The 22,107-nt window shown below is 42.1% G+C and carries 17 protein-coding genes; 10 read left to right on the top strand and 7 right to left on the bottom strand.

What is annotated here, in order from left to right; all coding sequences use genetic code 11:
- Nucleotides 1–179: 179 nt before the first annotated feature.
- On the bottom strand, nucleotides 180–554 hold the full coding sequence (locus CRO21_RS16630) for a hypothetical protein (RefSeq protein ID WP_097080430.1): 375 nt from the start codon (nucleotides 552–554) through the stop codon (nucleotides 180–182).
- A 297-nt stretch (nucleotides 555–851) separates the two neighbouring features.
- Here CRO21_RS16630 and CRO21_RS16625 point away from each other — a divergent pair, with 297 nt between their 5' ends.
- The gene (locus tag CRO21_RS16625) at nucleotides 852–1,511 is read left to right on the top strand and encodes a glutathione S-transferase family protein (protein WP_097080429.1); all 660 of its coding nucleotides are present in this window, start codon (nucleotides 852–854) and stop codon (nucleotides 1,509–1,511) included.
- Between the two features lie 51 nt (nucleotides 1,512–1,562).
- On the opposite strand, the gene CRO21_RS16620 is transcribed toward CRO21_RS16625, so the two are convergent.
- Complete coding sequence (locus CRO21_RS16620) at nucleotides 1,563–1,979, bottom strand: winged helix-turn-helix transcriptional regulator (RefSeq protein ID WP_097080428.1); 417 nt, start codon at nucleotides 1,977–1,979, stop codon at nucleotides 1,563–1,565.
- A 98-nt stretch (nucleotides 1,980–2,077) separates the two neighbouring features.
- On the opposite strand from CRO21_RS16620, the gene CRO21_RS16615 reads away from it, so the two are divergent.
- Together CRO21_RS16615 and CRO21_RS16610 are read left to right on the top strand one after the other, a co-directional pair.
- Entirely contained in the window at nucleotides 2,078–3,115 is a 1,038-nt protein-coding gene (locus tag CRO21_RS16615; protein ID WP_097080427.1) for a zinc-binding alcohol dehydrogenase family protein, read from the top strand.
- Between the two features lie 91 nt (nucleotides 3,116–3,206).
- Complete coding sequence (locus CRO21_RS16610; protein WP_097080426.1) at nucleotides 3,207–3,842, top strand: NAD(P)H-binding protein; 636 nt, start codon at nucleotides 3,207–3,209, stop codon at nucleotides 3,840–3,842.
- Nucleotides 3,843–3,868: 26 nt separating this feature from the next.
- Here CRO21_RS16610 and CRO21_RS16605 read toward each other — a convergent pair whose 3' ends face one another.
- Nucleotides 3,869–4,789, bottom strand: coding sequence for a LysR family transcriptional regulator (locus tag CRO21_RS16605; protein WP_097080425.1), 921 nt, complete (start codon nucleotides 4,787–4,789; stop codon nucleotides 3,869–3,871).
- Between the two features lie 137 nt (nucleotides 4,790–4,926).
- On the opposite strand from CRO21_RS16605, the gene CRO21_RS16600 reads away from it, so the two are divergent.
- From CRO21_RS16600 to CRO21_RS16575, 6 genes are all read left to right on the top strand, one after another.
- Entirely contained in the window at nucleotides 4,927–5,982 is a 1,056-nt protein-coding gene (locus tag CRO21_RS16600) for an aromatic ring-hydroxylating oxygenase subunit alpha (RefSeq protein WP_097080424.1), read from the top strand.
- A 257-nt stretch (nucleotides 5,983–6,239) separates the two neighbouring features.
- Complete coding sequence (locus CRO21_RS16595) at nucleotides 6,240–6,725, top strand: nucleoside deaminase (protein WP_097080423.1); 486 nt, start codon at nucleotides 6,240–6,242, stop codon at nucleotides 6,723–6,725.
- 267 nt (nucleotides 6,726–6,992) lie between these two features.
- Nucleotides 6,993–8,093 (top strand): BMP family ABC transporter substrate-binding protein, encoded by a 1,101-nt coding sequence (locus tag CRO21_RS16590; RefSeq protein ID WP_097080422.1) that lies wholly within the window; start codon nucleotides 6,993–6,995, stop codon nucleotides 8,091–8,093.
- 104 nt (nucleotides 8,094–8,197) lie between these two features.
- The gene (locus CRO21_RS16585) at nucleotides 8,198–9,802 is read left to right on the top strand and encodes an ABC transporter ATP-binding protein (protein WP_097080421.1); all 1,605 of its coding nucleotides are present in this window, start codon (nucleotides 8,198–8,200) and stop codon (nucleotides 9,800–9,802) included.
- A gap of 31 nt (nucleotides 9,803–9,833) precedes the next feature.
- Nucleotides 9,834–10,925 carry an ABC transporter permease gene (locus tag CRO21_RS16580; protein WP_097080420.1) on the top strand — a complete coding sequence of 364 codons (1,092 nt, stop codon included), beginning with the start codon at nucleotides 9,834–9,836 and terminating at the stop codon, nucleotides 10,923–10,925.
- Between the two features lie 30 nt (nucleotides 10,926–10,955).
- A complete protein-coding gene (locus tag CRO21_RS16575; protein ID WP_097080419.1) occupies nucleotides 10,956–11,876 on the top strand; it encodes an ABC transporter permease in 921 nt (306 codons plus the stop codon).
- A gap of 74 nt (nucleotides 11,877–11,950) precedes the next feature.
- On the opposite strand, the gene CRO21_RS16570 is transcribed toward CRO21_RS16575, so the two are convergent.
- Nucleotides 11,951–14,563, bottom strand: coding sequence for a Lon protease family protein (locus tag CRO21_RS16570; RefSeq protein ID WP_097080418.1), 2,613 nt, complete (start codon nucleotides 14,561–14,563; stop codon nucleotides 11,951–11,953).
- 175 nt (nucleotides 14,564–14,738) lie between these two features.
- On the opposite strand from CRO21_RS16570, the gene CRO21_RS16565 reads away from it, so the two are divergent.
- On the top strand, nucleotides 14,739–16,874 hold the full coding sequence (locus CRO21_RS16565) for an AmpG family muropeptide MFS transporter (protein WP_097080417.1): 2,136 nt from the start codon (nucleotides 14,739–14,741) through the stop codon (nucleotides 16,872–16,874).
- Nucleotides 16,875–16,949: 75 nt separating this feature from the next.
- Here the strand turns inward: CRO21_RS16565 and CRO21_RS16560 are convergent, their stop codons facing one another.
- From CRO21_RS16560 to CRO21_RS16550, 3 genes are all read right to left on the bottom strand, one after another.
- Nucleotides 16,950–18,434, bottom strand: coding sequence for an acetyl-CoA hydrolase/transferase family protein (locus CRO21_RS16560; RefSeq protein WP_097080416.1), 1,485 nt, complete (start codon nucleotides 18,432–18,434; stop codon nucleotides 16,950–16,952).
- A gap of 143 nt (nucleotides 18,435–18,577) precedes the next feature.
- On the bottom strand, nucleotides 18,578–19,747 hold the full coding sequence (locus tag CRO21_RS16555; protein ID WP_378234977.1) for a thiolase family protein: 1,170 nt from the start codon (nucleotides 19,745–19,747) through the stop codon (nucleotides 18,578–18,580).
- 112 nt (nucleotides 19,748–19,859) lie between these two features.
- Nucleotides 19,860–21,641, bottom strand: coding sequence for an acyl-CoA dehydrogenase C-terminal domain-containing protein (locus tag CRO21_RS16550; protein WP_097080414.1), 1,782 nt, complete (start codon nucleotides 21,639–21,641; stop codon nucleotides 19,860–19,862).
- Between the last annotated feature and the right edge of the window lie 466 nt (nucleotides 21,642–22,107).

The raw sequence follows: 22,107 nt of genomic DNA, 5'->3' as shown, positions 1-22,107 counted from the left end.
AGACTATAATCTCGCTGTGTTCGTTTAAGTGGTGTAGTCATAACACTCTCCATAATTTAAGAATGAAAAGTGTCAACTTTATTTAGGATGGGACAGGTCAATAAATTAAGTTAAAGTTTTAAAACCAAAATAAAAAAGCCATGTAATTTATGCATGGCTTGATATTGTTCGTTTAAAAATTAGTTTTGAGCAGCTTCTTTAACATCTCCAGCAGTTTTCTCAATTACACCTGCAACTTTTGCTGTAGCATCTTTAGCAGCTGTTGCAGTCGCATCCGCAGCATTTTTAGCCGCTTGTTTAGTTGATTCTGCGGCCTGTTTAGTTGCATCCGCAGTTGCTTCGCCAGCCTGTTCTACTTTATTGGCAGCATGATCGGCAGCAGCTTTAGCATCAGTTTTTGCTTCATCCAGTTTAACTTCGGCTTCCTGTGCATCATGGTCTACATGTTGCTCAACTTGATCTGTTTTTGCTTCTACAGCGGCTTCATCTTTTTTAGCACAGCCCACCATTGCAACTGTTGCAGCCAAACCTAACACAATCAATATTTTATTCATGTTTAATCCTCGTGGATATGAAGTGGTATCAAAAAATTATTTACCGTTCTTGTTTATCTATCATACGATGATGAATGGTTTTTTTGAACGGGTATCATGTTTTTTTTCATCATGTTAATCATGGGAAAAACTTATTATAGATCACGCTTTGATCTAGCGGATACCATCATGATCCTTTTAAATAAAATCATAAGTATTGCAGCATAATTCAATTGGGACGGCTCTGGATTTTGTTATGCTTATATATTGTAGGATTAAGCAAAATTGATGACCAATTTATCGGACAAGTAGACAAAAATGGCACAACTTGAAATATGGGGAAGACAAACGTCATCAAATGTACAGGCCTTGATGTGGTGCGTTGCAGAATTGAATTTGACTTATATCCGCCATAATGTTGGGCATCGCTATGGCGGAAATGATCGTTATGAATTTCTGGCAATGAATCCGAATGGCACAGTACCTGTGTTACAAGATGGTGATGCGGCGCCATTATGGGAAACGGGCGCAATAGTGCGTTATCTAGCGGATCAGTATGGCAGCGATACATTCTGGCCTAAAGCCAGCCAAGCTCGTGCTCAAATCGATAAATGGGCAGAATGGTCGAAATTGAATATCGCCTTGAATTTTACCGGACCTGTATTTTGGCGTGTTATACGGACTGCACCATCCAAACGTGATCCAATTGCCATACAACAGGCTATCACTGCTTTGGATCATTTCCTCGATATTGCAGAAATACAGTTAACACAACATCCTTTTCTTGCCGGTGAATTTTTTACATTGGCGGATATTCAGTTTGGTCATGTTCTATTTCGTTATTTTGACATTCCGATTGTTCGTAAAACCCGACCTGCACTCTGGCGATATTATCAATCGCTAACTCAACGTGCCGCATTTCAGCAGCATGTCATGTTGGCTTATGAAGAATTACGGGTTTTGGATGAAGATTTATAAACCGATGATAAGCAAGATTACTGTCAGTACACGTCTTTACAACACTTTACCTTATGATGATAAGGATAAAACAAAAGGATAAGTGATTTCTTTTAAAGGCAAATTGGATTCTAGTTCTATAGGCTTCCCATACAGGCTGATATGTGTATCTCCCCAATTTTTTAGTGCGATTAAAATTGGCGTTAATGTCTGGCCTAATTGTGACAGTTGATATTCGACTTTGGGTGGGACTTGCGGATATACGGTACGAATAATCAGTCCATCTTGTTCTAGTTCTCTAAGTTGATTGGTCAACATACGCTGGGTCACGTTGGGAATATGCTTTTTGAGTTGGTTAAAGCGCAGGATTTGTTTCTCAAGTAAATGCCAGAGAATAATGCACTTCCATTTTCCATCAATCAGGCCAATGGCTGCTTCGACAGAACAGCCAGGAACACAATCAAAACGTGAATGTTTAAGTTTGGACATAATGGTATCCTTTTTGACACTATGTATGAAAGTTGTCTGTATAATCTGATTGTAATAGTAGTGTAGGCTATCAATATTCTCAACAGGAGTATATGACCATGAAAGCAGTTGCCTATCAACAAAATGGTTCGATTGAGCGTGATGATGCTTTAATTGATATTGAACTTGCTGAACCTATTGTTCAGCCCCGAGATTTATTGGTAGAAGTAAAAGCCATTTCTGTGAATCCGGTAGATTATAAAATCAGACAGAATGTTGCAGCAGATGCAGGACAATGGAAAATTTTAGGTTGGGATGCAGCAGGGGTTGTTCGGGCTGTAGGCGATCAAGTACAAAATTTTAAAGTCGGTGATGAGGTCTGGTACGCAGGGGCGATTAATCGGCAGGGCAGTAATGCACAATTACAGGCAGTTGATGAACGTATTGTGGCGCACAAACCTAAAAGTCTGAATTTTGCACATAGTGCGGCATTACCCTTAACGGCGATTACTGCATGGGAAATGCTATTTGAGCGTTTACAGGTACAATCACCTATTTACCAAAATAATGATCCAAGCCATGACCAAAATAAGCCAAGTATTTTAATTATTGGCGCAGCTGGTGGGGTGGGTTCGATTGCAATCCAGTTATTAAAAGCCAAAACCAATTTAAAAATTATTGCCACAGCATCTCGACCTGAAACAGAAGCATGGGTAAAACAACTCGGTGCGGATTTTGTGATTAATCATCAACACGCCATGCCTGAACAAATTAAGCAACTGGGTCTTGATGCACCGCAATTTATTTTTTCCACCAGCCATAGCCAGCAATATTTACCACAAATTGCCGAATTGATTGCACCGCAAGGTCGTTTGGGCGTGATTGATGATCCGGATAGTTTTGATATTAATGTATTAAAGCGTAAATCTATCTCCGTCCATTGGGAAATGATGTTCACCCGATCTTTATTTACCACGCCTGATATACAAAAACAGGGCGATTTGTTGCAATCGCTTGCCGAGCTGGTGGATCAGGGCGTGATACAAACTACAGTCACTGAGATTTACGGAACAATTAATGCAGCCAATCTGAAAGCTGTGCATGCTTTACTGGAACAAGGGCGGGTAAAAGGTAAAATTGTGCTGGAGGGCTTTTAGTCAAAGTATGTTGTCATTAAGCAAAGACATCACAGATCAGATCTGAATTGTGTTAGGGTAATATTCACAGAAATAATATAAGGATAAAAACATGAAACTGATGATACTTGGTGCCACTGGTTTGGTCGGTGAATATGTATTACAGCAAGCCTTATTGAACCCAACCATTAGCCAGATTATTGTGCCTGTGAGAAAGCCGCTTGCATTGGATTATGAAAAACTACAAGTGGTTGAGGTGGATTTTGAGTATTTGCCAGAAGACGATGCTTTCTGGCAGGTCGATGCGGTCATCAGTGCTTTGGGTAGTACCATGAAAAAAGCGGGTTCCAAAGCGGCATTTCGTCATGTCGATTATGATTATCCGCTAATTTTTGCCAAAAAAGCCCAGCAACATGGGGCGAAAAGTTTTGCCCTGAATTCTGCCATGGGTGCCAGTGCCAACTCACCAATATTTTATAGTAAGGTCAAAGGTGAATTGGAACAAGCACTGACGGATTTAAACTTTGAATCCTTGACCTTGGTGCGTCCCGGTATTATTGCAGGGGAACGTCAGGAATCACGTCCGGCAGAACAATGGACACTCAATATACTGGAAAAAATTAAGCCCATTTTACCAAAGGTTTTACAGCCAAGTCCTGCTCAAAATATTGCAAAAGCACTGTTAAAGAGTGTGGTTGAGGCTAAACCTGGTGTCCATATCATTTCTGCATCAGAGTTGGCCGAATAAAGCATCAACTGGATTTAACTGGTTATTTAAATAAATTTTGAAGTTTTAAGCTGTTCCATTCTTTCAATGATTTGGTTCATCATGATCTGTGCGGCTCTAGATACTTGACGTTTGGGTGCCGTACATAAAGCCAGTGTCAAAGGTTGCACACCTTTTTCCTGAATGGGAATAAATTTTAATTTCTTTTGTTGCAGCAGGGTATAGGCATCAAGATAGCACATGATTGCAATACCAAAGTTTTTTTGCAGTAATGAACAGATTAGCCTGATGTCATTACATTGTGTTTGCCTTTGCGGTACAAATTGATGTCGTTTATAGATGGACGTGACTCGATCATGAATCACCAAGGGAGCATCGGCAATGATATGGTGATAATCAATGGTTTCGGAAAGCTGAATTTTGTCACGCTGTGCCAGTGGATGCTCGGGCGACACAACAAAACCAAGGGGAATTTCCATAAATGAAATCACATCCAGATGAGAATGCTGTAAAGGATCTAAAATTAAACCAAAATCAATTTCGGTATTGACAATTTTGGCAGCAATGCGTTCACTATCATGAATTTGAATCTGAAAATTAATCCACGGAAATTTCTCGTTAATTTCCGCAATACATTCCACGATAAAACCTTCACTCAATGCAGTAATCAAACCAAACTCAATCGAACCACGCTTTAAGCCCTGAATTTCATCAAAACGGGTACGGGTCTGTTTGAAATCTTTTTGCCAGCGTAAAATATCGGCATATAACAATTCGCCTGCCAACGTTAATTTTAAGCCATTTGGAATCCGTTCAAATAATTGCACACCTAGCTCTTCTTCGGCCAGTACAATTTGTCGATGTACCGCAGAAACTGAAATATGCAGGTGATCAGCAGCTTTACGGAAGCTTTCGTTTTTCGCCACCATCAGAAAATATTCGGAAAATCGGGAAAATGCAATCGTCATAATTGGCTTCTAAACAGGGTGGTGTTCTAAAAAATAGAATGAAAGGTATAAAATATTATAATAGACAGAATGCAAAAGCTGTATCAAATTATACAGAGTTTTAAAAAACAATATTCTGAATGAAATACGAGGCGCGTATGAACGCAATCCCAGTAACAAATTTAGTCAATAAACCCTGTTATAGTGAATTTGATGCCAGTGACTGGGAGATTTTATCTTTGCATTGGTATCCAGTTGCGCGCATTGAAGACGTTAGCACCACACCGCAGCAGGTTACCTTACTCGATGTCAAAATGGCATTGTATCAAACTGAAAGTGGTGATATTCATCTGGTCCGTGATATTTGTCCGCATCGTGGTGTGCCTTTGACCAAAGGTTGGGTGGAAGGTGAGGAGATTGTCTGCCCTTATCATGGCTTGCACTATAACTCGGAAGGGAAGTGTACAAAAATTCCGGCTCAACCGGAACTGACCAAAATTTCTGATCGTTTTTCCCTGACCAAATTTCCGGTGGTGCTAAAATATGGCCTGATTTGGACTAGTATTCAAAGTCGTAATCCTGCCACTGCAAATTTTCCGGATCTGGATACATGGGAAACTGAAGGTCATCAAGCGATTTTGCCGCCTTTTGTCGATATTGGTGGTTCCAGTGGTCGCCAACTAGAAGGCTTTATTGATGTGGCGCATTTTGCTTGGGTTCATCATCATGCTTTTGCCGATCGTGAAAATCCTGTGGTACCGAAATATTCGACTGAACGTACAGCCTATGGTTTACATACCGAATATGTCAGCAATGTCAGTAATTATCCGCATGGTTTGCAACATCTTGCCCCGGCAGATTTTTTATGGAAACGGGTGTTTGATGTTTATCCGCCATTTTCCGCAATACTCACGGTTCATTTTCCGCAAGACGGTATTTTGAAAATTTTAAATGCCTGCTGTCCAATATCGCACAATAAAACCCGTTTATTTGTGCCACTGACCCGTAACTTTGATACCACCGGTGATCTACAAGCGGTTTATGATTTTAACGCACAAATTTTTGCCGAAGATCAGGACCTGGTGGAAAGTCAAAAACCGGAAGAATTACCACTGGACATCAGTATGGAAGCCCATTTTGAGGCAGATCGCTCTTCAACAACGTATCGCCGTATTCTGGCTGAGTGGGGTTTAAGCAAACGGTATATTGTTTAAATTTAGACTTCGCCATTTATTCTTTTCTCCCCAAATTTTGAAGAGTAAATGAATTGAAGTAGTATGCCTAATCCAGATATTAATGGATTAGGTGTTTTTTAATCAATTAAAATATGTGTATTCTATTTTAATCGTGATGTTTTATCTCTAAAAATAAGAGAAAAACTTAATATTTATTTATATTGCGAATAAATAAAATTATATGCTATTTATAATAAGAATATTTTAAACTGATCCTGTTTTAAGCGAGTAAAATTATGAGTCGTCCTAGCCAAACCCAAATTATTCGTTTCCTACGTCTGTCCAATGAGGTTGGTCATCGTGCAACTTCATTAGGACATCACCCTTTTGGTGCAGTTTTGGTGGCACCTGATCATGAAACAGTTCTGCTAACACAATGCAATATTGACACCGTTAATCATGCAGAATCAACATTGGCACGGGTGGCTGCAAGCAATTATCCAGCAGATTATTTATGGCAATGTACCTTGTATACTGCGGTGGAGCCTTGCTGTATGTGTTCTGGCACCATCTATTGGGCCAATATTGGTCGTGTGGTGTATGGTATGACAGAGAAACGCTTACTGGAATGTACAGGAAACCATGCCGAAAATCCGACCATGAGTGTTGATTCAAAATATGTGTTTGAACATTGCCAAAAAGATGTCGATTTGATTGGTCCCGTACCTGAAGTAGAAGAAGAAACCGCAAAAATGCAAATGGACTTTTGGCAAGTGCGTTAAAATGAAACATTAAAAATAATAATTAAAAAATTGATGCACTAAAATTATACATTAATAAATTTTTATCCCTGTCCAAGTTGGAATTAATCTCACTTGGATGTTTTTTTAATATATTTTTAAATTATTTTAAATAAAAAATAAAAGTTGGAACAGTTATTGCAGTAATGGTTAAAGTGGGAATATTTATATATCGTTTTATGCTGGAAATATTTAATTTTGGCTAAAACCATAAATATTTTGTAATGACATGTATTTTGGAGAAATTAAATGCAACATATTCGCCAGCTTAAAACCGGATTAAAAAAAATAGCCGGAATATTAATTGCATCAGGTACTGTAGGATTTTTGGGTCTGGGGCAGGCACATGCAGTGGATAAAGCTGCATTTGTCTATATCGGACCAACCAGTGACCATGGCTGGACATATTCTCACGATCAGGGGCGAATTAAGGCAGAGAAACAATTAGGCGGTAAATTCAAGACCTCTTATATTGAAAATGTACCGGAAACTGCCGATGCCGAACGTGTGATTCGGCAGCTTGCTCAACAAGGCAATAAAGTCATTTTTGCCACTTCGTTTGGTTATATGAATGCCATGGAAAAAGTGGCAAAACAATTCCCAAATGTCGTGTTCATGCATGCAACTGGCTATAAAACATCAAAAAATCTGGGTGTCTATGATGTCAGAACCTATGAAGGTGCCTATATGCTCGGCGTGGTTGCAGGTCAAAAAACCACAAGCAATGTACTTGGGGTTGTGGCGTCTTTCCCAATTCCGGAAGTGGTACGTAATATCAATGCCTATACGCTGGGTGCGCAAAGTGTTAATCCCAAAATCAAAACCAAAGTGATCTGGGTAAATTCATGGTTTAACCCAGGCAAAGAGCGTGATGCTGCTTTGGCACTGATGTCGCAGGGTGCCGATGTACTTATGCAAAACACTGACTCTCCGGCTGTGGTACAGGCCGCTGAACAAAAGGGTAAATTTGCTTTTGGTTGGGATTCCGACATGAGTAAATTCGGTGCCAAGGCACATTTGGCTGCATCGGTTTTACACTGGGAAAAAATTTATACACCGGTCATGACTCAAGTGGCGAATAAAACTTGGAAACCAAGTGCTATCTGGTATGGCGTGCGTCAGGGCGCAGTTAATATTGAAAGCTTTGGCCCGGGTGTTTCTGCACCAGCAAAAGCCAAAGCACTGGCGGTGCGTGATGCCATTCAAAGTGGCAAATTCCATCCATTTACTGGACCAATTTACAATCAGGCTGGCGGTCTTGTGGTTGCACAGGGTAAATATTTGACTGATGCCACTTTAAGTAAAATGAACTATTACGTTAAAGGCGTAGAAGGTTCTTTACCCAAATAATGAATCAAAAAAGTGAATCCGGGTGGTGGCTTACGAGTTAGCACCTTAAATTTTCATTTGCGTGTAGATGATGCTAGACGTGGCCATATAATAGAGCATGAATGATGAATGTATCTGAAGATTTATTAAATACAACATCGGCGGATAAACCTGTTGCACCGACGTCAATTCCTCGTCTGGAATTGATCAATATCAGCAAAAGCTATAATTCGCTTAAAGCCAATGACAGTATAAATTTAAAAGTCAAACCGGGTCAGATTCACGCCATTTTAGGTGAGAACGGGGCTGGCAAAAGCACGCTCATGAAAATCATTTATGGTGCGACCAAAGCGGATACCGGTCAAATTGTATGGAATGGCAAGGAAGTCCGGATTGATAGCCCGGCAATGGCAAGAAAGCTTGGCATTGGCATGGTTTATCAGCATTTTTCTTTATTTGAAACCCTGACGGTGGTTGAAAATATTTCACTCGGTCTGGACGACAAAATTGACCTTGCCGAATTAAGCAAAAAAATTATCGAAGTATCCGAACAATATGGCTTGCCGGTGGATCCACGTCGGGAAGTCTATTCCTTGTCCGTGGGAGAACGGCAACGGGTTGAGATTATCCGCTGTTTATTACAGAGTCCATCCCTGATTATTCTGGACGAACCGACCTCAGTGTTGACCCCGCAGGCGGTACAGCAATTATTTAAAACCTTGCGTCAACTGTCGGCACAGGGTGTTTCTATTCTGTATATCAGTCATAAATTACATGAAATTAAAGATCTGTGTGACGAGGCCACAATTTTGCGTAATGGCCGAGTCACAGGGAATGTCGATCCGCGTGAACAAAGTACCAGTGATTTGGCTCGGCTAATGATTGGACGGGAATTACCGACCTATGTGCGTAGCGATTATGCTGGTGAACAAACCGCATTATTTCAGGTAGAACATCTTGATTATCTCTCGGATGATCCGTTTGGTGTTTCACTTAAGGACATCAATCTCGAAGTTAAAACCGGTGAGATTATTGGTATTGCCGGGATTTCCGGCAATGGTCAGGCCGAATTGTTGTCTTTACTTTCAGGTGAAACCACGGGCAAGACCGGCAAGATTAGTCTGCAAGGTCGTGATATCAGCAATTTGAAAGCGGGCGAACGCCGTAATCTGGGTCTGGGCTTTGTTCCGGAAGAGCGTTTGGGACGTGGTGCTGTGCCGAATATGAGCTTGTCACAAAATGCCTTACTGACTGCATTTCGGCATGGTTTGACCAAATTAGGACTGATTGATTTTGCCAAAACCCGGCAATTTGCCGAGCAATGTATTGCCAAATTCAGTGTCAAAGCTAGTGGCGCAGATGCCGAAGCCCGTTCCTTGTCTGGTGGTAATTTACAAAAATTTATTGTGGGACGGGAAATTCTGCAACATCCAAAATTTTTAATTGTTTCGCAGCCAACTTGGGGCGTTGATGTCGGTGCTTCCATGTTTATCCGTCAGACCTTAATTGATTTGTCCCGACAGGGTGTTGCTATTCTGGTGATTTCGGAAGAACTAGAAGAACTGTTTGAAATCAGTGACCGTATTTGTGTACTTGCCAGTGGTGAATTATCGCAATCCATTGTGACACGGGAAACCAATGCCGAACAAATTGGTTTGTTAATGTCCGGCATTCATCGTGAACAGCATACGGAAAAGAAAGATCCCCAAGCCCCATCAGCACATGTGTGATGAGAAGTGTTGACTAGAACTAGGTGACAAAATGCATTTATTAGAACCTCGAGAACATCCTTCTCGCTTAATGAAGTGGCTCTCTCCAGTTGTTGCATTACTGGCAATGTTGATTGTAGGCAGTATTTTATTCATGCTGTTGGGTGTTGATCCGCTACAGGCATTGTATGTTTTTTTTATTGAGCCGATTACCACATCCTATGGTTGGAGTGAGCTGGTGATTAAAGCCAGTCCATTGATTTTAATTGCTTTGGGACTGGCAGTTGGCTTTCGTGCCAAGTTATTTAACATCGGTGCCGAAGGTCAGCTCATCATGGGCGCAATCTTTGGTGGTGGTGTAGCCATTTTATTTCAGAATCAGGTCGGTTTCTGGATTCTACCCTTGATGATCATCATGGGGGCATTGGGTGGTGCAATCTGGGGCGGTATTCCGGCAATTTTAAAAACTCATTTTAATGCCGAAGAAACCCTGACCACATTGATGCTGAATTATGTGGCGATGTTTATTTTGTTGTATTTGATCAATGGGCCGTGGCGTGATCCAGATGGTATGAATTTTCCGCAAACCATTATGTTTGGTGAAAGTGCGACCTTGCCGATTATTTTTGAAGGAACACGGGTCAACGCTTCAATCTTTATTGCCATTGTTGCGGTCATTATCTTCTGGATATTTGTGAAAAAAAGCATGAGTTCCTATAAGTTGGAAGTCAGCGGACAGGCACCTCTTGCGGCTCGATATGCGGGTTTTTCTGCCAAACATGCAGTATGGACCAGTTTGATTATTTCCGGAATGATGGCGGGCGTTGCCGGGATTTGTGAAGTGGCAGGTCCGATTGGTCAGCTCAATCCAAATCTTTCCCCAGGTTATGGTTATGCGGCCATTATCGTGGCGTATTTAGGGCGATTGAATCCGCTGGGCATCGTGTTATCTGGTCTGTTTATGGCACTGATTTATCTGGGGGGCGAAATGGCACAAATGCAATTACAACTGCCTGTCGCAATTACCGGGATTTTTCAGGGCTTATTGCTATTTTTCCTGTTGGCATCTGATGCCCTGATTGAAAACCGCTATCGTTTTGCCAAGAAAAAAGTTAAAGCAACTGATGCTTTAGCCAGTCAATAACATGTTGTCAGCAGTAAGAGGACGCACAAAATGGTTTTAGATATTACAGCAATTTTGGCAGGAACTGTGGCAGCAGCAACACCACTGATTTTTGCTGGTTTAGGTGAACTGGTTTCCGAACGTACTGGCGTGATTAATCTGGGGGTAGAAGGCATGATGCTGGTCGGCGCCATTGCCGGTTTTGCCTTTGCCGCACAATACGAAGCCAGTGTTGCCAGTGCCTTACTGGTTGGTGGACTGGCAGGTATGATCATGGCACTGATGTTTGCTTTTTTTACCTTGTCTTTAAGTACCAATCAATCGGCCTGTGGTCTGGCATTGACGATTTTTGGTATCGGGATTTCAGCTTTTATCGGGCAAAACTATGTCAGTACTGCTTTGCCGGGTTTGGGGAGTCTGGATATTCCGTTATTGTCAGAGATTCCATTTGTTGGTCCGATTTTATTCCAGCAAAACTATGTGGTGTATTTGTCTATTCTGGCCTTTTTCATCGTCTGGTGGGTACTGGCAAAAACACGTCTGGGCTTGTTGTTAAAAGCGGTAGGTGAATCGCCAGAGAGTGCGCATGCCATGGGATATAATGTGCTGGCAATTCGTTATGGTGCAGTGATGTTTGGTGGCTTGATGGCAGGCATCGGTGGTGCATTTTTATCGACAGTTTATACACCAATGTGGATTGAAAATATGGTGGCAGGGCGTGGCTGGATTGCCATTGCATTGGTGGTATTTGCTGCATGGAAACCAACCCGTTTGATGTTGGGTGCTTATTTATTTGGTGGGGTAACCATTCTGCAATTTCATGCACAGGCGCTCGGCCTTAAGGTTCCGAATGAATTTTTGGCAGCCTTGCCATATGTCGCAACCATTATTGTATTGGTGATTATTTCTCGGGATAAAAAATTATTGAAAATGAACTTGCCAGCTTCACTGGGTAAAACTTTTGTGCCTTAAAAGAATCAGGACTTGAATAAAAATGGCGAATTTCGTAGGAAATTCGCCATTTTAATAATACGAATAAAGACGGATTATTTCACCTTCACCTCTGCTGCAATTTTTTCCTCAGCTTCGGCATTGTCAGCTTTTTTGGCCTTTTTCTTGGCTTTTTTCTTTTTCTTTTTCAGCTCTTCTTCAATATCGCCATCTTCGACGGCTTGCCAATACTCAAGCTGTTGCATTACCGCAGCAAAAATAGAGTCTTTGCTATAACGACCTTTTTTATCCAGTGTACCTACTGCACGGGACATCAAGATTTCCAGTGCTTGTTCAATGGTATCGATGGCATGAATATGGAATTGTCCCTGTTCAACTGCATCAATCACATCCTGACGCAACATCAAATGCTGCATGTTTTGTCGTGGAATGATGACGCCTTGTTTGCCGGTAAAGCCCTGTAATTTGCAGGCATCAAAGAAGCCTTCAATTTTGGCATTGACGCCGCCAATCGGCTGGACTTGTCCCAATTGATTCATGGAACCGGTAATGGCCCAAGATTGATCAATCGGGATCTGGCTGATGGCAGAGATGAGTGCGGACAGTTCGGCAACGGTCGCACTATCGCCATCGACTGCACCATAACTTTGTTCAAACGCCAGTGCCGCAGAGAAATGTAGGGTTTGGGTGCGTCCAAAATGGGCTTTTAGGAAGCTTGCCATCAATAACACGCCTTTGGCATGTAATGACCCACCCAGCTCTACACTGCGTTCAATATCCAGAATATCACCGCCGCCCTGATATACCGAGGCAGTCAGACGAGACGGTAAACCAAATTCGACATCGGCATAATGAATCACCGATAGGGCATTGATTTGTCCCAGACGATAACCTTTGGTTTCAATCAATTGCGTGCCACGCGATAAATCCTGCCAGTATAATTCACGCAAATAACCCAGACGATATTGACGATGCTTTAAAGCAAGGCCAATATGCTCGGCAGTCACAATCTGATCTTGTCGTTGTACGGCATGATGATTTGACTCCCGAATTAAATCGCCTAGCGTAGAAGCATGTAAAGACAATGATTTCTGATCTTCAGCTTGACGGCTGGAATCGGTCAGTAATGCTGCCAATGCAGAGCGGTCAAAAGGCAATAATTTATCTGCCTGAACATAATCGGCAATTAAATGGATATAGGCTTGTTCGTTTTCTTCATTACGGGTCAGGGTATCGGTGAAATCGGCACGGATTTTAAAAACACTGCCCAGTTCCGGTTCATATTCCAGAATTTCATAATAAATTTGTGGTTCTGCCAGCAAAATCACTTTGACGTGCAGGGGAATGGCTTGAGGTTCGATGGAAATACTGCCGGTCAAGGTCAGCATATGTTCCAATGATGAGAGCTTTAATTGACTCGATTTTAAAGCACGTTTTAAACCTTGCCACGCATAGGCATGTTCCAGCAGTTGTTCGGCTTCCAGAATCAGAAAGCCACCATTGGCACGATGTAATGAACCAGAACGGATCAAAGTAAAATCGGTGGTGATGGTGCCCATTTGTGTGAGCTGTTCGACATGGCCCAATAGGTTGTAGTGGGTTGGAAAATCTTCAAAAATAACCGGTGCGCCAGAATTGAGTTTATGCGTGGTAATCACATTGACTTGATAACGGGCAGGGACACGGTTAAATGTGGTCGGGCTAAAATCTTCTTCTTCACGATCCAGAATCAATTCGACATGATTGATAATATCCTTGGCATACAGCGTCAGATAGCGTTCCAGACCTTCTACATGTTCAAAGCGATTTAAAATGGCTTTGATTTTCGGTTCAACCACTTGTTTGGCGATGTCATGATTGAGATCAACCACTTTATCTCGTGCAATATCTTCCAGACTACCCAGCTTGGAACCTAGACGCTCCAGTTTTTTGTCCATATAGCGCATATTGGAAGCGATTTTGATCCGTTCTTTGGAACTCAAAGCCTCAATATCTTCCTGTGTCAGTTCAGGCGCTTCAGTGGTGCTGGCGTCATAAGGCACAAAACAGTGCTCTTCATTTTTGGATACCAGTTTTAGGGACAGGGTTTCGCCTTCTTGTGTCAGTTCAATCAAGGCATTTTGTTGTTGTTGACTGATTTGCCCACGAATGTTTTCAATTTGCTTTTGATACACTTCTGCGCCAAAACGACGTTCCAGTTGTTGTAAAACCGCAATCCACATGTCATGCACGGCTTTTTGGAATTTGGGTGCTTGTCCTGCGGTCAATTGCAGGGCGATCGGCTGACGAGCATCTTCAAAATTATTGACATACACCCAATCTGGCGGCGTTGGTAATTCTTTGGCATGTTGTTGCAGTAAACGCTTAATCATGGTGCGTTTACCCAGTCCTGCGGTGCCGACAGCAAAAATATTATAGCCTGAGTAAGGCAGGCTAATCCCTGCTTCAACTGAGGCCTTGGCACGGTCTTGCCCTAAAAAATTGTTTAAGGGCTTAATGCGTTTGGTCGAACTTGGAATTTTTTCTAGGTCGGGAATATGGGTCAGTTGTTGTGTTTGCAATTTGGTTTTCGAAATGGTCTGACCAATGTGTGGATTATTTAAGGCACTCGATTGATTTTGTTCAAGTTGAAAAGGCTGAGCATGAGATTGTGTTTCGGTAATAGCATTGTGGACAGCATTTTGGTTTGAAATCACAGAATTTTCCATAAAACGAGGTATTGGGTCGTATAAACAGTGTATATAAAGGTGACAGTTTTATTGCTTTAATTCAAGTGTAATTCTAAGATTACATCTCTTCGTTTGCTTCGTCAGTAAAAACTTGTTAGAAAAACAGATTACTGCTTGCAGATATCTTTATCGGCTGATAGGAAAATAATCATAGATGAGCAGTAAATCAAAAAACTGGGCCAATGCATTTTCAGCATTTTTGGATCGTCGTGCCATCATTATGCTGTTTCTAGGCTTCTCGGCAGGGATTCCCATTCTTTTGATTTTTTCCAGTTTGTCCTTATGGCTGGGCGAAGCAGGCATTAGTAAAAGTGCAGTGACCATGTTTAGCTGGGCTGCGCTGGGTTATTCCTTTAAATTTGTCTGGGCACCGTTGATTGATGAAATCCCGGTACCGTATCTGACCAAAAAACTGGGACGGCGACGGGCATGGCTATTGATTGCCCAATGTCTGATTATTTGTGCGATCTGTGTCATGGCAATGTCCAATCCGGCATTGGGACAAAGCTCTCTGGTACAAATGGCAATTGGTGCAGTCATGCTGGGTTTTGCTTCTGCCACGCAGGACATTGTGATTGATGCCTACCGGATTGAACTGGCTGAAACCGAGATGCAGACTGTATTGGCATCAACTTATAATGCCGGCTATCGTATCGGCATGATCGTGGCAGGCGCAGGCGCCTTATTTATTGCTTCTGGTTTGGGGACAGCCAAAGGTAATTATATTTATGAAGCCTGGCAGAGTACCTATTTTATCATGGCAGCTGTGATGGTGATTGGTTTGATCACCACATTGCTGGTCAGAGAGCCACAGGTCAACCGAGTCTATAAAAATTATCAGAAATCTGATTATTTACGTCTGGTGCTGGTATTTTTATGTGCGGTTGCCAGTTTCGTCACAGCCTTTATTGTGCTGGGACAGGTGATTGGACAGATTGCAGTCGCCGATCCGTTTTTATCTTTTGCCTTGGAAGCTGTGCGTTTTATAGGTTCTGGCGTCATTGCCTTTGTAGTTGGCACCTTATTAGTCAAAGCCGGTGCAGTCAATAAACAAATGGCAGTTGAAACGTGGGTTGCACCCATTGCAGATTTCTTTAAACGCTACGGGGTTAAACTGGCACTGGTATTATTACTGCTGATTGGTTTTTTCCGTATCTCCGATATCATCGCCGGGGTGATTTCCAATGTCTTTTATCAGGACATGAATTTTAGTAAGGAGCAAATTGCCGAGGCGGTCAAAATCTATGGGGTGTTATTTACCTTAATTGGTGGTTTTCTCGGTGGATTGTTATCGCAACGTTTTAATATCATGAAAGTGATGTTTATCGGTGCAATACTTGCCAGTAGTACCAATTTGATTTTTATCGGGCTGGTTAAGTCAGGTGTTGCCACTTCAGATGTGACAGTCAGCGTCGGTGGACAGCAGTATCAGGCCAGTACCGATGAAGTCGGATTCTGGAAGGTGGAAGTACCCAGCAATGTTTTGATAAATGACAAGGAAATTGTCACCAGCGTTGCCTATCAGAATCAAGATTATCAGGTAAGTCGTCAATTACCTTATTTACATGCACAGCCTAACCAACCGGTACAAATACAATTTTTACCTTTAACGGGTGACGGTGTCTTACAAAAAGATGAACTGGGCCAAAGTTTGGTGGTGGACGGACAAATCTTAGGCTTAAATGCGGAACAGTTGGCGCAAAAAAGTGTGCTGACACTGGTATTGGATGGTCAAAATTTTGAAGCAAAAATTGATCAAAATGGCAGCTTTAGTGTGGCAATTCCAGGTGACACCTTAGCGAAAGCCAATCGCCATCAGATCAGTGCACGTTATGCATTAGGTACACAGACGCTACAAGCCCAGACCAATTATCAGGTCGATACAGCAAGCCACGCTCAAAGCTATCAATTAAATAATTTGCTTGATCCTTTACCGTTGGTTGAAAGCAGTCAAACTAGTTATACCATCTCTGGTAAAGTGGTGAAAGAATATAGCAAATTATGGCTCTATCTTGCCATTGTGATGGACAATCTGGCATCGGGTTTGGCGGGTGCGGCATTTATTGCCTTTCTCTCTAGCTTAACCAGTGTGTCCTTTACCGCAGTGCAGTATGCAATTTTTAGTTCCTTGATGACCTTGACACCAAAAATTCTGGGCGGGTATTCGGGCACGATTGTGACCAATATTGGCTATCCCAATTTCTTTTTGATGACCACTTTGATCGGTATTCCGATTTTAATATTGGTAGTTTGGGTAGCAAGGCTGTTACGGCAACATGAAGCCCAATAAAGTGCAGGATGAAAAGACCAAAAAGGCAATCTTTAAAAGACTGCCTTTTGATTTGGATTGAGCGGTCTAACTTAATTACATATGACCGGTTCGTTCCAGTTTGTCATGCCACGAAAATGCTTCACTTAAAATATGTGGCGTATGACCACCGATGGCACAGGCCCGATCAAAATAATCATTCAGCGCTGCCTGATAATCAGGATGTACACAATTGTCGATAATGACGCGGGCACGTTCCCGTGGTGCCAGTCCGCGTAAATCTGCCAGTCCTTGTTCTGTGACCAGAATATCCACATCATGTTCGGTATGATCCACATGGCTTGCCATCGGTACTACCGAGGAAATTGCGCCACCTTTAGCAATGGATTTGGTCACAAAAATAGAAATATGTGCATTACGGGCAAAGTCACCAGAACCGCCAATGCCGTTCATCATGCGTGTACCACTAACATGGGTTGAATTAACATTGCCATAAATATCAAATTCAATCGCTGTATTAATGGCGATGATTCCTAGCCGACGAATCAGTTCGGGGTTATTGGAAATCTCTTGTGGACGCAGGACAATTTTATCTTTGTATTGATCCATATGCGCAATAACACGCTCTGCATATTTGGGGCTGACTGTTAATGAACAACCGGAAGCAAAAGTCATTTTGCCCGTATCAATCAGATGAAAGGTACAATCCTGTAATACTTCGGAATACATTTCCAGATTTTTGAAGTTTGAGGTTTCAAAACCAGCCAGTACCGCATTGGCAATTGAACCCACACCGGATTGTAATGGCCCCAGATTTTCAGGCAGGCGACCTGCGGCAACTTCCTGCTCAAAGAAATGAATCAAATGATTGGCAATAATTTGCGTGTCTGCATCAGGATCTGTCATTAATGCTGGCGTATCGGGAATGTGATTTTCCACAATTGCCACGATTTTTGCTGGATCAACTTTAATGCCAATTGTACCAATACGATCATTTACTTCAATCAATGGAATAGGGCCACGATGGGGACGGGTAGCAGGCGCATAGACATCATGCACACCTTCCAGCGTTACAGGCAGGGTATGATCAATTTCTACAATCACTTGTTTTGCCATAGCGACAAAACCCGCAGAATTACCGACTGATGAGGTTAGAATGATATAGCCTTCTTCGGTAATGGCAACCGCAGAAATAATGGCAATATCAGGTTTTGCAATCATATGATGGCGCATTTGATCTAATGTTTCAGATAAATGCTGATCGATAAACATCACTTCGCCACTGTTAATGGCTTTACGTAATACGGGATCTGCCTGAAAGGGCATCCGACGTGACAGGGCATGGGCAGCGGCAAGCTTGCCATCAATCTGATTACCCAGACTGGCCCCTGTGACAAAGGAAATTTTAAGCGGATGATTTTTTGCGTGTTCTGCCAGTGCCAAAGGCACACTTTTGGCATCGCCTGCACCACCAAAACCACTCATACCCACGACCATGCCATTCTTAATCAGTTGTACGGCCTGTTCAACTGGCATGACTTTATCTTGTACAGCGGCTAAACGAATACGATTTGTAGCCATCGTGTTTACTCACCTAGATTTGAAGCATGAAAAATCCTGTCCCTACGTTACAAAACGAGGAAAATGAAAATTTCAGTCTGTAAAATTTTTAAATTAAATGAGGAATACGCAATGGCTTGTATTCATCATTTAATGTGCTGGAATTAATAGAGCTCAATCGCAATGGCAGTTGCTTCACCGCCACCGATACATAAGGCTGCAATACCTTTTTTAGCACCTGTGCGTTTTAAGGCATGGATCAGCGTGACAATAATGCGCGAACCTGATGAACCTAATGGATGACCTAATGCACAGGCACCACCATTGATATTGACTTTTTCTGCATCAAGCGCAAAGGCATCAATTGCAGCCATAGTCACCATGGCAAAGGCTTCATTGATTTCCCATAGGTCCACATCACTTGCTTGCCAGCCAGTCTGTTTTAATACTTTTTCAATTGCACCGACAGGCGCAATGGTAAACTCTGACGGATGCTGTGAATGGGACGCATAGGCCAGCACTTTTGCCAAGGGTTGCAAATGACGTTGCTGTGCCTGCGCTTCAGACATGATGACCAATGCAGATGCACCATCACTGATGGAACTTGAATTTGCCGCAGTAATGGTGCCGTCTTTGGCAAATGCAGGTTTCAGTGTCGGGATTTTTTCGATATTGCCTTTGGCTGGTTGTTCATCTTGTGCAAAAATCACCTCACCTTTACGGGTTTTGACTGTGATCGGTGCAATTTCGTCTTTAAAGTAACCTTCGCCAATGGCTGTCTGGGCACGAGTCAGGGAACGAATGGCAAACTGATCCATTTGTTCACGGCTATAGCCTTTTTGATCGGCCATTTGCTGTGCCAGCACACCCATAGACAAACCAGTTTCGGCATCTTCCAGACCTTCGAGGAACATATGATCTTTGATCTCACCATGTCCCATACGATAGCCAGTACGCGCTTTAGGTAACAGATATGGGGCATTGCTCATGGATTCCATACCACCAGCCACCACAATATTGGCACTACCAGCTTTGATCATGTCTGCTGCCTGCATGACGGCTTTCATACCGGAACCGCAAATTTTATTAATGGTGACTGCACCGGTAGAATCAGGTAATCCAGCTTCCCGCATGGCTTGACGGGCAGGGCCTTGTTTAACGCCTGCGGGTAAGACACAGCCGAAAATCACTTCATCAATATCATTTGGGCTAAGATTGGCCCGCTCGATGGCTGCCTTGATGGCAACCGCACCCAGGTTTGGGGCAGTCAATCCGGATACTGTCCCTTGAAAACTTCCCATTGCAGTTCGTGCTGCATTCACAATAACGATCATTTTGATTTTTCCATTGTTTTATTGGGCTAAAACAAGTATTGCCCATGATAATGTTATACCCATTGGCAAGACTCGGGTTTCATGATTAAAGCTGCTTTTTTAAGCAAATCACTTAAGATTGTGCAGTAAAATAATCCTGAGAAAACTTCATGATCAGGTTTGAACCTGCCTGAATATTTACAATTCGTGCAGTGATATTTGGCAAGAATTTGGTCGCAAAATATTCTGCAAGTACCAGTTTGTTCTGATAAAACTCGCCGTGCTGGTCTTTGGCAGCATTGGCAATTTTGGCAAACATATAACTAAAGCTGAGTAAACCGACCGCATGCAGATAATCTACTGCAACTGCATTTGAGAAATTTGCTTCAACTTTGGCTTGTTCAATAATATATTGGGTTACGGCTTCGACCTCATTACATGCAGCCAGAGTTTTATCTTTAAGCAAGTTCAAATCTGCATCAAGTGTATGACTGAAGTCACGGATTTCGGCAATATATTCTGCGATAAACTGACCATTATTTTTAATGGTTTTACGACCAATTAAATCCTGTGCCTGCACACCATTGGTGCCCTCATAGATTTGGGAAATACGCAAATCACGAATGCATTGTTCTATGCCCCATTCACGGATATAGCCATGGCCACCAAAGCACATTTGCGCATCAAGTATAGACTGGAATGCCATATCTGTTAAAAATGCCTTGGCAATCGGCGTTAATAAAGCAACATGGTCATTGGCTTTTTTCACTGCTTCGGCATCCGTTGAGAATTTGGTGATGTCGAGTTGTTGACCAACATACACTGCAAATGCACGGGAAGCCTCATTATTGGCACGGACATTAAGCAACATACGACGTACATCGGCATGCACCAGAATACTGTCTGCCGGTTTTTCCGGGGATTGGGCACCTGTCACGCTACGACCCTGTAAACGGTCTGTGGCATATTGCGCAGCATTTTGATACGCAAATTCAGATGCGCCAATGCCCTGAATTCCCATGGAAAGGCGTTCATAGTTCATCATCACAAACATGGCTGCCAGACCTTCGTTCTCTTTGCCAACCAGAAAACCTTTGGCAGCATCAAAGTTCATAACACAAGTTGCAGAACCTTTAATCCCCATTTTATGTTCGATTGAACCTGCACTCACCGGATTACGTTCGCCCAGAGAACCATCTTCATTGACTAGAAATTTAGGCACGATAAATAACGAAATACCCCGGGAACCTGCGGGTGCATTAGGGGTTTTTGCCAGCACCAGATGAATAATATTTTGGCTTAAATCATGCTCACCACTGGTAATAAAGATTTTTGTTCCGGTGATATGATAAGAACCATCAGCATTGGGTTCTGCTTTGGTTTTGATAATCCCTAAATCTGTACCAGAATGGGGTTCGGTTAAACACATGGTGCCAGACCATTCCCCAGTGTACATTTTTGGCAAATACGTTTCTTTTTGCTGTTGCGAGGCGCAGTTATTCAGTGCCATGCCTGCACCGACTGTTAACAGCGGGTAGAGCATAAATGCAGGATTGGTGGCAAAAATCATTTCATCGGCAAGTACGGTCAACATTTTCGGCATGTTCTGACCGCCCCATTCCTCATCGGCACCCAAACCAATCCAGCCACCTTCGGCATATTGGGCAAATGCTTCTTTGAAGCCTTTTGGTGTCGTGACTGTACCCTGATTGAAATGGGCACCTTCTTCATCGGCATTACGGTTTAAATCCAGAATCACATTTTTGGCAAACTTGGACATTTCTTCTAAAATTGCATCTGCTGTTGCAATATCAATATGGTTTAATTTTTCATTGTTTTGCCAGAATTGGTCTGCTTTGAATACATCATTCAAAATAAAGTGCATGTCGGCTAGAGGTGCATTATAAATTGCCATTTTAAAATCCTTTTGCAATTGATCAACGCATCAATGGCGGTTGATCAAAGGGGAGGTAGAACATATGCCGAGTTCAGTTCGGTCACGATCAATGGCGAAAACAATAGAATAAATCCGGCAAAAAAGGAATTTTTGCACTTTGTTCTGAACTTGTCGGTTCTCAATCATTGACTTTTAAAAGGAGCTATGATTTTAAAAGGTGTGTTTTTAATAAAATTAAAGCTAATCAACGACTTTAGTCGTATAGTAATTTGATAAATGATTGTATTTATTTGCTAAAAAATACCATGATTGATTGAATTATGTTCAAAATATCATTAAGACTTGAATTTTGTAAGCTAATAGGATTACTTTAAATAGGCATCTAATGCATTTTTTGATCAGTGCATTATTTCGATCTCTTCACGATAAAAGACATCTCATATTTTGGATTGCATACAGATTTTACGTAAATTTGTAGGGTGTG

This window comes from Acinetobacter puyangensis (genome assembly GCF_900096995.1).
Classification (GTDB): Bacteria; Pseudomonadota; Gammaproteobacteria; order Pseudomonadales; family Moraxellaceae; genus Acinetobacter; species Acinetobacter puyangensis.
This window is presented reverse-complemented; position numbering and strand designations above follow the sequence as displayed.